Annotated in this window: 12 protein-coding genes and 1 pseudogene; 6 read left to right on the top strand and 7 right to left on the bottom strand. The window is 69.9% G+C overall.

The features are described 5' to 3' along the window. Nucleotides 1-129 precede the first annotated feature (129 nt). A complete protein-coding gene (locus tag K7472_RS15980) occupies nucleotides 130-1,353 on the bottom strand; it encodes an agmatine deiminase family protein (protein WP_222978475.1) in 1,224 nt (407 codons plus the stop codon). A 169-nt stretch (nucleotides 1,354-1,522) separates the two neighbouring features. On the opposite strand from K7472_RS15980, the gene K7472_RS15985 reads away from it, so the two are divergent. Further along, the gene (locus K7472_RS15985) at nucleotides 1,523-2,194 is read left to right on the top strand and encodes a TetR/AcrR family transcriptional regulator (RefSeq protein WP_222978477.1); all 672 of its coding nucleotides are present in this window, start codon (nucleotides 1,523-1,525) and stop codon (nucleotides 2,192-2,194) included. A gap of 207 nt (nucleotides 2,195-2,401) precedes the next feature. Here the strand turns inward: K7472_RS15985 and K7472_RS15990 are convergent, their stop codons facing one another. From K7472_RS15990 to K7472_RS16015, 6 genes are all read right to left on the bottom strand, one after another. After that, nucleotides 2,402-3,244 (bottom strand): ABC transporter ATP-binding protein, encoded by an 843-nt coding sequence (locus K7472_RS15990; RefSeq protein ID WP_222978479.1) that lies wholly within the window; start codon nucleotides 3,242-3,244, stop codon nucleotides 2,402-2,404. Next, nucleotides 3,237-4,241 carry an ABC transporter ATP-binding protein gene (locus K7472_RS15995; RefSeq protein ID WP_222978481.1) on the bottom strand — a complete coding sequence of 335 codons (1,005 nt, stop codon included), beginning with the start codon at nucleotides 4,239-4,241 and terminating at the stop codon, nucleotides 3,237-3,239. The genes K7472_RS15990 and K7472_RS15995 overlap by 8 nt, the downstream gene beginning before the upstream one ends. Then, nucleotides 4,238-5,092 carry an ABC transporter permease gene (locus K7472_RS16000; protein WP_222978483.1) on the bottom strand — a complete coding sequence of 285 codons (855 nt, stop codon included), beginning with the start codon at nucleotides 5,090-5,092 and terminating at the stop codon, nucleotides 4,238-4,240. Before K7472_RS16000 ends, K7472_RS15995 begins: the two co-directional genes overlap by 4 nt. Then, complete coding sequence (locus K7472_RS16005; protein WP_222978491.1) at nucleotides 5,089-6,048, bottom strand: ABC transporter permease; 960 nt, start codon at nucleotides 6,046-6,048, stop codon at nucleotides 5,089-5,091. Before K7472_RS16005 ends, K7472_RS16000 begins: the two co-directional genes overlap by 4 nt. Next, nucleotides 6,045-7,646, bottom strand: coding sequence for an ABC transporter substrate-binding protein (locus tag K7472_RS16010; protein WP_308013934.1), 1,602 nt, complete (start codon nucleotides 7,644-7,646; stop codon nucleotides 6,045-6,047). The genes K7472_RS16005 and K7472_RS16010 overlap by 4 nt, the downstream gene beginning before the upstream one ends. Before the next feature lie 184 nt (nucleotides 7,647-7,830). Then, nucleotides 7,831-8,832, bottom strand: coding sequence for an agmatine deiminase family protein (locus K7472_RS16015; RefSeq protein WP_308013935.1), 1,002 nt, complete (start codon nucleotides 8,830-8,832; stop codon nucleotides 7,831-7,833). A 337-nt stretch (nucleotides 8,833-9,169) separates the two neighbouring features. Here K7472_RS16015 and K7472_RS16020 point away from each other — a divergent pair, with 337 nt between their 5' ends. From K7472_RS16020 to K7472_RS16040, 5 genes and pseudogenes are all read left to right on the top strand, one after another. Beyond that, on the top strand, nucleotides 9,170-9,766 hold the full coding sequence (locus K7472_RS16020) for a TetR/AcrR family transcriptional regulator (RefSeq protein WP_222978492.1): 597 nt from the start codon (nucleotides 9,170-9,172) through the stop codon (nucleotides 9,764-9,766). Nucleotides 9,767-9,794: 28 nt separating this feature from the next. Further along, nucleotides 9,795-10,874, top strand: coding sequence for an agmatine deiminase family protein (locus K7472_RS16025; protein ID WP_252395652.1), 1,080 nt, complete (start codon nucleotides 9,795-9,797; stop codon nucleotides 10,872-10,874). A gap of 119 nt (nucleotides 10,875-10,993) precedes the next feature. Then, a complete protein-coding gene (locus tag K7472_RS16030) occupies nucleotides 10,994-12,163 on the top strand; it encodes an agmatine deiminase family protein (protein WP_222978496.1) in 1,170 nt (389 codons plus the stop codon). A 43-nt stretch (nucleotides 12,164-12,206) separates the two neighbouring features. Further along, nucleotides 12,207-12,914 carry an urease subunit gamma gene (ureA, locus tag K7472_RS16035; protein ID WP_222978497.1) on the top strand — a complete coding sequence of 236 codons (708 nt, stop codon included), beginning with the start codon at nucleotides 12,207-12,209 and terminating at the stop codon, nucleotides 12,912-12,914. Next, nucleotides 12,911-13,506, top strand: a pseudogene (locus tag K7472_RS16040) (urease subunit alpha); the annotation flags it as partial. The gene ureA and the pseudogene K7472_RS16040, both read left to right, overlap by 4 nt.

Below are 13,506 nucleotides of genomic sequence, written 5' to 3' on the forward strand. Positions count from 1 at the left end.
TGTCGCGCTGTCCTGAACCATGCTGCTCCCACGGACGGCCACCGCCCCGGAGCAGTGGCCTCGCCGCCGCGCCTCGGGCGGCACTCTGCCGGGCCGAGAGGAACCGCGACGAGACGCGGGCCAGCGGTCTTACGGAGCGGGCTGGGGCTGGGTGACGCAGTGGATGCCACCGCCCTGGTTGCCGATGTTGTCGATATTGAGCTGGACGACGGTGCGGCCCGGGAAGAGGCGCCGCAGGACGGCCTTGGCGTTGGCGTCGGCGGAGCTGTCGCCGAACTGGGCGGAGATGACGGCGCCGTTGCAGACGTAGTAGTTGGCGTAGGAGTCGACGAAGTCGACGCTGGTCTGGCGGATCTTGTTGTAGTCGGGTGACTGGAGCTTGGTGACGGCGATCGCGTCGCCCTGGGCGTCGGTCGAGGTGGAGAGCGTCTGGTACTGCTGTTGCTCGTCCTTGGACCAGATGTCGGAGGGATCGGCGGGGTTGGGGGTCTGGACGAGCCCGCCGCCGGGGGCGAGGAAGCGGGACGTGGCGTCGACGTGGTCGTCGGTGATGTCCTGGCCGCTGATACCGGTGAACCAGATGACTTTCGAGGCGCCGTAGGCGGCGCACATGGCCTGTTCGATCTGGGCCTGGGTCATTCCGGGGTTGCGATCGGAGTTGATGATGCTGCTGCGGGTGGCCATCACGGTGCCCGCGCCGTCGGTCTCGATGGCGCCGCCCTCGCTCACCAGTCCCGCAGCGGTGAAGTCGACGCCGAGAAAGTCGGCTACCCGCTCGGCGACCAGCGCGTCGTTGGCGTGCTTCTGCTTGCCGCCCCAGCCGTTGAAGTTCAGGCCGACGGCGTCGATGCCGCCTGCGCCATCGGTACGGAAGACCGGGCCGGAGTCGCGCATCCAGCAGTCGTCGACGGGGATCGACCCGATCACGGTGACGTTCGGGTTGGTACAGGCGTTCTCCGCGGCCGAGACGCTCGCGGAGTTGGCGAGAAGGTACACCGGCTCGTACTGCGCGATGGTGTCGGCGATCAAGGCGATGTTGGCCTGCATGCCGGAGAGCTTGCGCCCGTAGATGGCGGTGCTGTCGGGCCAGGCCATCCAGGTGCGGGTGTGAGTGACGCTGTCCAGCGGAACGGCCAACGCGCCTGCCGATGCCGCCCGGACGGCGGGCGGGACGCGCGTGGCCGCCCCGCGCCGGGTCGCTGCCCGGGCGGTTCCGGCGCCCAGGCCGCTCAGCGCCCAGGCGGTGCCGGCGGCGGTGAGACCGGCGGTGGCCAGGAAGCTCCGCCTGTTGAGGGGAGCTGGGGAGGTGCCGAGCTGACTGTGCGGTGATGCGGCTCTGCCGTGCTGGTCCATGAAAGGCCTCCCGGTTGCCGTGCGCGCGGGGTCCGCGGCTGCCCGAGAACGTATAACTGACCATGCGCTCGGTCAATACTCGTGGCAGAGTGGAGCCGCAGTCCTTTCCGGCGGCCGTGGTGAGGTTGTGGCCGGGTCGTGGGCCCGGTGGCGTGGTTAAGGTGGGCGGATGGCGACAGGGGTGGCGGACGGGGGCTCTTCGGCGGAGCGAGCGGGAGCAGTGCGGGGCGTGGTGGGAACGGCCCGCAAGCCGCGCGTGTCGGCGAAGGGCGAGCAGACGCGGGCTCGGCTGCTCACGGCTGCGCGCAGCCTGCTGGCGGGGAACGGTGACGCGCCCTTCACCACGCGGAATGTCGCGGCGCTGAGCGGTGTGACGCACGGGATGTGCCATTACCACTTCAAGGACCGCACGGATCTGATCGTGGCGGTGATCGAGGACATCCGTCCGGAGTGGGTGACGCCGCTGGAGGCGGCCGTCCGGGAACCGGGCTCATTCGCCGAGCGCGTCGAGCGGGTGGTCGCGCTGCTGACGCAACCGGAGACCTCGGACATGTCGCGGTTGCACTCCACACTGCACTGGTTCTCCGTGAACGACGAGCGTGTGCGGTCCGCGTTGGCGGCGGAGTACGCGCGCTGGCGCGCCTGCTTCGTCGAGTTGTTCCAGGTGCTCGCCGACGAACGTGGAGGCGGGGTCGACGCGGTCGCGCTGGGTGAGGCGCTGGCGGCCGGTGCGGACGGGTTGGCCGCCATCCAGTCGCTGGGTTCGGACGTGGACGCCGTCACCGTGGTGCGCGCGCTGGTCCACGGCCTCACGGCCGGAGTCGACCGCCCAGGAGCGTGACGCTCGCCTTCCGGCACGCGGGCAGATCAGCGCGCACGAAGTGGCAGCCGTCCAGCCGAGCGCCAGAGACAGGGCGACGGCCGACCGACCGCTGCTCAGTCGCCGGCTGTCGGCCATCCCGGTGAGGCCCGGGGCGAGGCGAGGATGTCGGCCCACGAGTTGCGGCATCGCCGCCTCGGTCGGTGCGCCTGGCCTTCCCGCCGCGCACTACAGGGCGCGCCGCGCCGCGGCGATGTGTTTGGGGTTCCAGCCCGGGCGGGGGACGGAATCCAGCAGCAGTCGGGTGTAGGCGTGCCGCGGGTCGGCCAGGACGTCGGCGGTCGGGCCTGCCTCGACGACGCGGCCGTGTCGCATCACCACGACGTCGTCGGTGACGCAGCGCACCACGCCGAGGTCGTGGGTGATGAACAGGTAGCCGATCCCGGTGTCGCGACGGATGTCGGCCAGCAGGTTGAGGATCTGCGCCTGCACCGACACGTCGAGTGCGGCCACCGCCTCGTCCAGGACCAGAACAGCCGGTTTCACCGCGAGCGCGCGTGCGATCGCGACGCGCTGGCGCTGGCCGCCGGACAGCTGTCGCGGCAGCGCCGCGGCCTCCCGGGAGCCGAGGCCGACCTGGTCGAGCAACTCGCCGACGCGGCGCGCGTGGTCGACCCTGGTCTCGGGGAAATGGAGCCGCAGGGCCTCACGCAGCACGTTGCCGACACTCACCCGCGGGTCGAGTGAGAGGAACGGATCCTGAAAGACCATCTGCACCTCACGGGCCCGCTCCAGCCGCTGGGTGCGGCCTCGCCCGGGCTGCCCGGACCGGTCCCGGCCGCAGACCATGACGCGGCCCGCGTCGGCGCGTTCCAGTCCGACGACGATCCGCGCGGTAGTGGTCTTGCCGGAGCCGGACTCTCCGACGATGCCCAGCGAACCGCCCCGCGCGAGGCTGAACGAGACGTCGTGGACCGCCTGGACGCTGCCGAAGGCCCGGTGCAGGCCGGTCACTTCGAGCACGGTCCCGCCGCCTGCGGGCTCGGGGCCCGCTCCGGTGGTGTCAGTCATGGAGGGCGCTTTCTGCGAGCTGGTCGGCGAGTTCGTCGCTGTGGTGGCAGGCGACGAGCCGGGTCGGTTCGCTGCGCACCGGAACGTGCGGTGGCAGTTCCTCGGTGCACACCGGCGTGGTGAAGGCGCAGCGGGCGGCGAACGGGCAGCCCGTCAACTCCTCGCGCAGGCTGGGCGGCTGCCCCTTGATGGCGGCGAGCCGGCCCTGCGGGGTGGCCAGGCGCGGTGTGGAGCGCAGCAACGCGGCGGTGTAGGGGTGGCGGGGACGCTCGAACATCGCCTGGGCGGGGCCGGTCTCGGCGATCCGCCCGGCGTACATGACGTAGACACGGTCGCTGATGGCCGCGGCGAGACCCAGGTCGTGGGTGACGAAGAGCAGTCCGGTGCCGAAGCGTTCGCGCAGGTCGTCCAGGAGTCCGACGACCTCTGCCTGGGTGGTCACGTCGAGGGCGGTGGTGGGCTCGTCGGCGAGGATCAGGGCCGGGTCACCCATCAAGGCGGACGCGATCATGACTCGTTGCAGCATGCCGCCGGACAGCTGGCCGGGGTACTGACCGAGCACGCGTTCGCCGAGCCCGACGGCGTCGAGCATCCGCGCGGCGCGCTCGGCCGCCGTATCGTCCGAGAGGTCGGCGTTCAGGCGCAGGCTCTCGGTGAGGAAGTCCCCTACGCGGCGCAGCGGGTTGATGGCGGCGCGGGGGTCCTGGAAGATCATGGCCGCGGTATGGGTACGCAGGTGTCGCAACCGCTTGGCGTTCATGGCCAGCACGTCCTCACCCTGGACGGCGATGACGCCCTCGGTCGTGGCGCCCGGTGGCAACAGCCGCAGCACGCTGCGCGAGGTGAGGCTCTTTCCGGAGCCGGACTCGCCCACCAGCGCGACGGTCTCGCGCTCGGCGACGGTCAGATCGATCCCGGCCAGGACGGGTCGTGCGGCTCCGGGCAGATGGAGCCTCAGCCCGCGCATGTCGAGGGTGGTCTCGGCGGGGGTGGTCATCGGTCTCTCCTTGCGACCCGGTCGGCCCAGCGTTCGCCGACGACGTTGAAGGCGACGACGGTCAGCACGATCGCGGCGCAGGGCAGGATCGCGCAGAGCGGGTAGCCGGCCTGGATCGCGCTCTCGCCGTCGAAGACCATGCGGCCCCAGTCGGGCGTGAGGGCGGGGACGCCGAGGCCGAGGAAGGACAGACCGGCCAGATCGATGAGGGCGTAGCCGAAGTTGACGGTGGACTGGGCCAGCACCACCGGGGCGATGTTGGGCAGCACATGGCGCAGGCAGATCTGCAGCCCGGAGTGGCCCTGCACCTGGTAGGCCTCGACGAAGGGGCGTTCGCGTTCGGCGAGGACGAGGGAGCGGGTGAGGCGGCTGACGTACGGGAGGTAGGCCATGCCGAGCGCGATGACCGGTGCGATCAGCCCTTCCCCGTAGATCGAGACGATGAGGATCGCAAGAAGCAGTCCCGGGAAGGCGAAGACGAGTTCGGTGGTGCGGGAGAGCAGCGAGTCGAGCCACCCGCCGCGCCAGCCGGCCGCGGTCCCGACGATGACTCCGGCGACGGTGGAGAACAGCACGACACCCAGCGGGCCGAGCAGGGAAGTGCGGGCCCCGGTGATCAGCCGGGACGCGGTGTCGCGTCCGGAACCGTCGACGCCCAGAGGGTGGGCCGCGGACGGTCCCGCGAGTGCGTTGCCGAGGTCCACGGCGTTGGGATCGTGCGGGGAGAGCCACGGGGCGAGCAGCGCGAGGAGGACGACGACGGCGAGGAAGCCCAGGCAGAGCAGGTAGAGCCAGGAGCCCCGGGTCCTGATTCGGGCCAGCCCCGGTCGGCGGACGAGTGCGATGGTCATACGGCCCCTCCTCTCGTGCCGAGGGTGACCCTGGGGTCGACGAGTGGGAGCAGCAGGTCGACGAGGAAGTTCACGATCATGAAGATCGCGACGATGATCAGGGAGATCGCCTGGACCACGGGGAAGTCCTTCGTGGTCGTGGAGAGGTCGAGAAGTTGCCCGACGCCGTTGACGCTGAAGGCCGTCTCGACCAGGACGGTGCAGATCAGCAGGGTGGAGACGATCAGGCCGCCCATGGTGAGCACGGTGCCCAGTGTGTTGCGGAAGACGTGACGGCGGATCACTGCCCGCTCCGGGACGCCGCGGCTGCGGGCCACGGTGACGTGCTCGTGACCCATGACCTCCAGCATGGCGCTGCGGGTGACTCGGGCGAGCATGCCGATCAGGTAGTGAGCGAGGGCGAGGGCCGGGAGCGTGAGGTGCCAGAGCATCGACGCCGGACCGCTGCCGGTGCCGCTGCTGGGGAACCAGCCGAGCTTGACGGAGAACAGTCCCTGGAGCAGGACGGCCGCCACGAACGAGGGGGTGCCGACGGCGAACGTGGTGGCGACGAGGATCGTGGAGTCCGTGGCGCCGCCGCGCACGGCCCCGGTCCAGCCGAGCGCGAGGCCGATGACGACGACCAGCGCCAGGGCCATGGCCACCAGCAGCAACGTGCTGGGCAGCCGGGAGGCGAGCAGCGTGGACACCGGGGTCCGGTATTCGATGGACCGCCCGAAGTCGCCGCGCAGAACCTGGCCGAGCCACCGCAGATACTGCTGCCAGAACGGATCGTTCAGGTGGTACTGGGCGTTGATGGCCCTGAACGCCTCGGGGGAGGCGGAGCGGCCCGAGAGCAGAAAGCTCGCGGGGTTGCCCGGGGCCAGGTACATGGCGCCGAAGATCAGGAACGATGCGGCGAGCAGCGTCGCGGCCATCTCCGCGAGCCGGCGCAGGGCGAAGCGCAGGAAGGTCATCCCGCGGCCCCGACGTCGGCGGCCCACGGGTAGTACAGGTAGGAGATGGTGGTGGGCGCACCGGTGATCCGCTTGTTCATGAACAGCGCGGTGGGCCAGTCGGCCACCGGGATCCACAGGTTCTGCTTCACCGCCATCTGCTGCAACTTCGCCTCGGTCGCCAGGCGCTTGGCGGGGTCGTCGGTGCCGACGGCCTGCTGGACGAGCTTGTCGTAGGCGTGGTCGCTGTAGCCGGCGTAGTTCTGGTAGTTGCCGGTCTCGAAGTTGGCGAGGAGGTCCATCGGGTCGGTGATGGACAGGTAGTAGGTCTCGGGGAACATGTCGATGCCCTGGCGCGCCGTGGGATCGGTGAACAGCGCAGAGAAGGCGTCGGGGGCGATGGTCTTCACGTGGACGTTCAGGCCGATCTCGGTGCCGGCCGCCTGCACGGCGGTGGCGAGCAGGGAGACGTCCTGCCCGATCGCGCTTGTGGCCACGGTGACGGTCTTGCCCGTCGCACCGGCCTCCTTGATCAGCTCCTTCGCCTTGGCCAGGTCAGGCGTGGCGGACGGCAGGTCGAAGGCCGTCTTCAGCGTCTGCGGGCCGGCCGCCGTCCAGGCGGCCTTGTCGGTCAGTGCGTTGGTGACCTGACCGTTGCCGGCCAGTCCCTGCTTGACGAAGCCCGAGCGGTCGAGAGCCAGCGACAGCGCCTGCCGCACCCGGGGATCGCCGAGCACGCCCTTCATGTTGGTGATGTTGACGTTGACGGTGCTCAGGCTCTCGCCGAAGGAGAGGGTGCCGACTCCGCTGTCGCGAAGCCGCTGGTAGCTCTCGGTGGGGATCAGATAGCCACCGTCGACGGCGCCGGTGAGCATCGCGTTGGTACGCGCGGAGGGGTCGGTCAGGAATTCGAAGGTCACCTTGCCGGCCTTGGCCGGAGTGCCCCAGTAGTCGGCGAACCGGTCGAGCTCGATCGACTGTCCCTTCTTCCAGGTCCCGAGCTTGAACGGTCCGGTGCAGTCGAGGGTGCTGGTTCCCCAGTTCGCTCCGGCGGCCTTGACGCCCTTCTCACCGGCCACCACACCGGCGGTCGTGGCCATGTACTGAGGGAAGAGCGCGTCAGGCCTCTTCAGCTCGACCGTCACCTGGAGGGGGCCGGTCTTGGTGATCGAGGCGACGTTCTGGAAGACGCCCGCCCAGGCGCCGCCGACCTTCGGGTCCACCTGCCGGTCGAGGCTGTAGACGACGTCGTCGGCCGTCATCACCGAACCGTCATGGAAGTGCACGCCGGGGCGCAGGTCGTAGACCCACGTGGTCGGGTTCGGGTGCAGGGCCTGTTCAGCGAGACCGGGGACCTCCTTCAGCCGCGGGGTCCACTTCATCAGGCTCTCGCATACGTTGGACAGGATGGTGTTCGACGGGTAGTCGAAGGCCTTCGCGTAATCCAGGGTGAGCGGTTCGGCGTAGGAGGCCCAGGTGAACGAGGCGATGTCGCCCTTGGGGAGCGGTGTTCCGGTCGACAGCCTGAACGCGCCGGACTGCCCGGCGGCCCCGGTGCCGGGCGGCCCCGAGCAGGCGGCGACCAGGGCGAGCACGGCGACACCGGCCAGTACGGTCACCGTGCGGCGGTTGCTTCTGGGCTGATCCGGTCTGCCGGACCGGGACATGGGATGTGGCATCGAGTTCTCTCTTCCGTCTTCCAGCCCGTCGGGGGAGGCGGTGGGATTGACTTCAGCAGCCGGGACGGGCGGCACGTGCGGCCACCGCGCCGACCGGGAACAGGGCCAGTGCGGGCGGGACGGGTCAGGTGCGGGGCACCTGCTGGGTGATGCAGTGGATGCCGCCGCCGCCCCAGGCCACCGTGCGGGTGGGGACGCCGACGACCTTGCGGTCGGGGAAGGCGGAGGCGATGACCGACAGCGCCCCCTGGTCCGCCTCGGGCACGTCGGCGACCGGGACGACCACGCCGCCGTTGGCGATGTAGAAGTTCAGGTAGCCGACCTCGGTATGACGGCCGTCGACCTCGACGAAGGCGCTCTGCGGCAGGTCGACGATCTCCAGGCGGCGGCCCTTGGCGTCCACGGCGTTCTCCAGGACCGCGCGGTTGATCCGCATGCGCTCATGGTCGGGGTGATCCGGGTCGCTGGGCAGTTGGACGACCACCTTGCCAGGGGCGACGAACGCGCACACGCCATCCACGTGGCCGTCGGTCTCGGTGTCCTCCAGGCCTCCGTAAGGAAGCCAGATGATCGTGGTGACGCCTAGGCGGCTCTTGAGCTCGTCCTCGATCTGCTCGCGGTTCAGGCCGGGGTTGCGGTTGGGGTTGAGCAGGCACTGCTCGGTGGTGATCAGTGTGCCCTCGCCGTCCACCGTGATCGCGCCGCCCTCAAGGATCATCCCGGAGGGGACGCGTGGAACGCCGAGGCGCTCAAGGAGCAGCGCGGAGATCCTGTCGTCGGCATCCCATGGACGGTGCTTGCCGCCCCAGGCGTTGAAGCGGAAGTCGACTCCGGCGCGCTCGCCGTTCTCGTCGAGGACGAAGATGGGGCCGGAGTCGCGGAGCCAGGAGTCGTCGACAGGCATCTCGACGATCTCGACCGATGGGCCGCACAGTTCGCGAGCCTGCTCGCCCTGGCCAGGCAGAGCGACCATGGTGACCGGCTCGAACTCGGCGATCGCGCGGGCGACCTCGGCGTATTCGTGCCGGACATCGTCCAGCACCCGCTCCCAGAGGTCGGGGCGGGTCGGCCAGGCCATCAGGCAGCGCTCGTGCTCGGTCCACTCGGCCGGCATGCGGAAGGGCACAACGATCTCCTCTGGGTGCGGGCATCGGGCTTGTCGACAGGGGCGGCGCGGCGGGCCGTTCGCGACCGGCGAGCGCCGTATGAAGCCGCCTCGGCGGGAGCGGGAGGGCGGTGCCCCGAATCATCCACCGAACTGAAACTTCAGTCAATACGCTCAGGCAGGAGAGTTCTCGCCGCCCGAACAGCAGCAAAATGTGACACTTAGGCGCACAGAGGAGCCGTATCCAGCCTCACGGCACTCACTACCGCCGGGCTCGGCACTCCTGCGTCCACCTCTGAGGACGGCGTTCCTGAAGACTGGGTCAGCATTCCCCTGGAATGACGTAGTCTCTGCGCCTGTGGCAGACCGTCGAACCGAGATACTGAGAGCCGCGGTCCGTGTGATCGCCCGCCGCGGGGTGCGCGGACTGCGCGTGGGCGAGCTGGCGGCCGAGGCCGGCGTCTCGACATCCTTGATCTACTACCACTTCGCCGATCGCGCGGGGATCCTGCGCCAGACCCTTGAGTACGTCAACGACCGCGCGGACCGCTACACCGCCGAACGCGGGGTCGAGGAAGCGCGCACCCCGCACACCGACCTGGAGCGGGTACTGCTGCTCGAACTCCAAGACACCCCGGAGGTGCGGGAGAACAGCACCGCCTGGGGTGAGCTGCGGGCAAGCGCGATCTTCGAGCCCGATCTGCGGCAGGAGCTGGCCAAAGCCACCCTGACCTGGGTACACGAGACCGCCGAGCTGATCAGCCGAGCCTGCCCGCAGGGCACCGCCCCGGCACACGCCGCGGCGGCCGAACGGCTCACCTCCCTATTGGAGGGCCTGAGCATGCGCTGGCTCAGCGGCTCGCTCCCCATCGACCACGCCCGCCGCCTGCTCAAGGAAGCGATAGCCGTCGAACTCGACGGCATTGTCGAGCCACAGACGCCTCGGCTTGACTGAATTTTCAGTTAATGGAATGGTGGGGGCTATGAACGAACCGCGCCGTCTGTTCAACCGTCTCTTCGGCGAGCCCCGGCAGCCCACGCAGCGGTTTTCGGCGCGGGAGCGGGGAAGAGTGGAGGCCGACGACGTCCCGCATGCCCGCACCTGGATGTCCTGGCCCGCGTCCCGGTCGATCTGGGGCCGGCAGCTGGACGGCGTCCAGCAGGACATCGCGCTGATCGCGCGCACCGTCGCCCGCTTCGAGCCGGTGACCATGTGCGCACCGGACGAGCACGCCGCAGTCGTCGCCCGGTCTCTGTGCGGCAGGCAGGTCGAGGTGATCAGTTCGATCCCGACCGACGACCTGTGGATGCGCGACACCTGCGCCGTCTTCCACCGCACTCCGCAGGGCGCGCTCAGCACGGTCGGCCTGAACTTCAACGGCTGGGGCCGCAAGCAGGCGCACTCCCGCGACGCCGCCGTGGCGGGTGCGGTCGCCGCCCGCGAGGGCCTGCCGTTCGAGGCAGCCGCCTTCGTGGGTGAGGCCGGGGCGATCGAGACCGACGGCGACGGCACCGTCATGGCCACCGAGAGCAGCCTGGTCAATCGCAACCGCAACCGGGGCGCGGGCCGCGACGACATCGAGCGCGCGGTGCTGGACGCCTACGGGGCCGAGCGGATGATCTGGACCCCAGGCATCAAGGGCCGGGACATCACCGACGACCACATCGACGTCACCTCCCGGTTCATCCGCCCCGGCGTAGTCATGGTGCAGGTCGCGCCGCCGGACCGCAACGATGTGTGGGCGCGCGACTCCCGCGAGCAGTTCGACGTCCTGTCCCGCGCGACTGACGCGCGAGGACGCCGACTGCAGGTGATCCGGATCGAGGGCCCGGGCCAGGTGCGCTCGCGCAAGTCGACCTTCGTCGACTCCTATCTGAACTTCCATCTCGTCAACGGCGCGGTCATCACCGCCCAGTTCGGTGACGTCGTCAAGGACGAGGAGGCCAGGCAGGCGTTGGCCGGCGCGTTCCCCGACCGTGAGGTCGTCCAGCTCGATGTCGACCGGCTGATGGCCGGCGGGGGCGGAATCCACTGCTCGACCATGCAGCAGCCCCGCGCCTGACGCCTCGGACCCCCTGCCCAGCTCTCCGCTCGAACAGAGCGCCTGGCCCACCCCGTGCTCGAACGTGCGCGTCCGGCACGCCTGAACCACCGCTCGACCGTCCTGCCCAGGAGTGTTCCATGTCCTCTTCGATGTCCCGGCGGCTGATGCTCCAGTCCTTCGCGGGCCTTGGCCTGCTGGCCGTCGGCACCGCCGCCTGCTCCTCAACGGCCTCCTCCAGCCGCCCGTCCGGAGCGGGCGGATCGACTGCCGCCACGGACCCGGCAGCCGACGGCCGGGTGTTCGGCGCCGAGTGGGAGTCCCACGCCCGGACCTTCATGTGCTGGCCTGCCTCGACGAACGTCTGGGGCGACCAGCTTCCGGGCGTCCGGTCGGACATCACCCGCCTCGCCCGGTCAGTGGCCGGTTACGAGCCAGTGGTCATGTTCGCCCGTCCCGAACAGGCCGACGACGCGCAAACCGCGGTGGGCGACAGCGTCGAGGTCGTACCGCTGGCCGTGGACGACTTCTGGGCCCGCGACACCGTCCCCGTCTTCGTCCACGACGACGACACGCTCAAGGGCGTCGATTTCAACTTCAACGGCTGGGGCGGGAAGCAGAAGGAGCACGGCAACGACTCGAAGCTCGCCGCCGCGCTGCTGTCCAAGTACCGGATTCCCCGCATCAGGACGCCCGTCGTCGCCGAAGGCGGCGCGTTCGAGACCGACGGCCAGGGCACCCTGCTGGTCACCGAGAGCTCGGTCGTCAACGACAACCGCAACCCTGGCATGAGCCGCGACGACATCGAGGACGAGCTGATGAAGGCCTTGGGCGTCACCAAAGTCGTCTGGCTCAAGGGCGTCAAGGGCAAGGACATCACCGACGCACACGTCGACTGCCTGGCGCGCTTCGCCGCCCCCGGAGTCGTCCTGCTGGACAAGCCTTTTCCCGGCGACCCCACCGACGTCTGGTCGCAAGCGGCGGCCCAGGCCAAAGAGGCCTTGAGTCAGGCCACCGACGCGCGCGGAAAGCCGCTGCGGATCATCGAGGTGCCGGAGCCCGACCCCGATCGGATCACCGGCCAGGGCGACGCCTTCGTCTCCTCCTACATCAACTTCTTCATCGCCAACGGAGCCGTTTTCCTCCCGAAGTTCGGCGACTCCAAGGCCGACGCGAACGCTCAGCAGATCATGCGCGACCACTTCCCCGACCGCGACATCGTCGCCCTGAACATCGACAACATCGCCTCGGGCGGCGGCGGCATCCACTGCTCCACCCACGACCAGCCCGGCACCCCGTCCCAGTCCTGACCGCTTCCCGACCCGGCCCCTCAACTCAGCGAGGCACCCGCCCATGCGACTGACCCCCACGGAGAAGGACCGGCTGCTCCTGTTCACCGCAGCCCTGCTCGCCCGCGCCCGGCGTGCGCGTGGGCTGCGGCTGAACGTCCCTGAGGCGACCGCGCTGATCGCCGACACGGTGTGCGAGGCGGCTCGGGACGGAGAACGGCTGGCGGGGGCGATCGAGGCCGGCCGCAGTGTGCTGTCCGCCGAGGACGTGCTGCCAGGGGTGGCGGATGTGGTGACGACGCTGCAGGTGGAGGCCGTGTTCGAGGACGGGACGCGGTTGTGCGTGATCGACGACCCGTTCCGTGGTGAGGGTTCGCTGAGCGCACAGGCTCCTGGCGCGGCGCTGCCGGGCGCGGGCCTGGGCTACGAGCCGACCGAGCCGACGACGGTGCTGCGGGTGCGCAACACCGCGTCCGTGCCGGTGACGGTGACCTCGCACTTCCACTTCTTCGAGGTCAACCCGCGCCTGGCGTTCGACCGGGAGTTCGCGTACGGGATGCGACTGGCGATTCCCGCGGGTTCGTCCGTCCGCTTCGAACCTCTTGACGTGGTCGAGGTGAGCCTGCGTCCGATCGGTGGCGCGCGAGTGGCGTTCGGCTTCGCCGGTCTCGTCGACGGCCCACTGGACGCACCCGGTGCACGAGAAGCGGCGCTCAACAAGGCCCGGGCGTGTGGCTACTTGACGAGTTTCGAACAGGAGGGCTCCCGATGAGCGGCAGTGCGTTCGGTGTCCAGGGCTGTCACGGCCGTCCGGGTCCGGTCGCGCCGTGGGGCGCGATCGAACCGCAGGACTACATCGCCGTCCACGGCCCGCGGGCCGGCGACCGGATTCGGCTGGGGGACTCCGGGCTGATCGTCCGGGTCGAGGCGGACTCGCAGAAGCCGGGCGAGGAGTTCCTGGCCGGCTTCGGCAAGACCGCCCGCGACGGACTCCACCTCAAGGCCGCCGCCGTGCGCGACACCTGCGACCTGGTCGTCTCCAACGTCCTGGTCATCGACGCTGTCCAGGGCATCCGCAAGACCAGCATCGGCGTACGCGAGGGGCGGATCGTCTCCATCGGCCGGGCCGGGAACCCCGACACGCTCGACGGCGTCGACGTGGTCGTCGGCACCGGCACCACCATCGTGTCAGGCGAAGGACTCATCGCCACCGCCGGAGCCATCGACACCCACGTCCACCTGCTTTCCCCCCGCATCATGGAGGCGTCGCTGGCCTCCGGCGTCACGACCATCATCGGCCAGGAAATAGGCCCCGCCTGGGGAGTCGGGGTCAATTCTCCCTGGGCGCTGCGCCACGCGTTCAA

The organism is Streptantibioticus parmotrematis, assembly GCF_019890615.1.
GTDB classification, from domain to species: domain Bacteria; phylum Actinomycetota; class Actinomycetes; order Streptomycetales; family Streptomycetaceae; genus Streptantibioticus_D; species Streptantibioticus_D parmotrematis.

What these genes read in the sequence shown, in the direction of transcription:
- K7472_RS15980 (WP_222978475.1), bottom strand. Translation starts at nt 1,353, where the DNA reads ATGGACCAGCACGGCAGAGCCGCATCACCGCACAGTCAGCTCGGCACC.
- K7472_RS15985 (WP_222978477.1), top strand. Translation starts at nt 1,523, where the DNA reads ATGGCGACAGGGGTGGCGGACGGGGGCTCTTCGGCGGAGCGAGCGGGA.
- K7472_RS15990 (WP_222978479.1), bottom strand. Translation starts at nt 3,244, where the DNA reads ATGACTGACACCACCGGAGCGGGCCCCGAGCCCGCAGGCGGCGGGACC.
- K7472_RS15995 (WP_222978481.1), bottom strand. Translation starts at nt 4,241, where the DNA reads ATGACCACCCCCGCCGAGACCACCCTCGACATGCGCGGGCTGAGGCTC.
- K7472_RS16000 (WP_222978483.1), bottom strand. Translation starts at nt 5,092, where the DNA reads ATGACCATCGCACTCGTCCGCCGACCGGGGCTGGCCCGAATCAGGACC.
- K7472_RS16005 (WP_222978491.1), bottom strand. Translation starts at nt 6,048, where the DNA reads ATGACCTTCCTGCGCTTCGCCCTGCGCCGGCTCGCGGAGATGGCCGCG.
- K7472_RS16025 (WP_252395652.1), top strand. Translation starts at nt 9,795, where the DNA reads ATGAACGAACCGCGCCGTCTGTTCAACCGTCTCTTCGGCGAGCCCCGG.
- K7472_RS16030 (WP_222978496.1), top strand. Translation starts at nt 10,994, where the DNA reads ATGTCCTCTTCGATGTCCCGGCGGCTGATGCTCCAGTCCTTCGCGGGC.
- ureA (WP_222978497.1), top strand. Translation starts at nt 12,207, where the DNA reads ATGCGACTGACCCCCACGGAGAAGGACCGGCTGCTCCTGTTCACCGCA.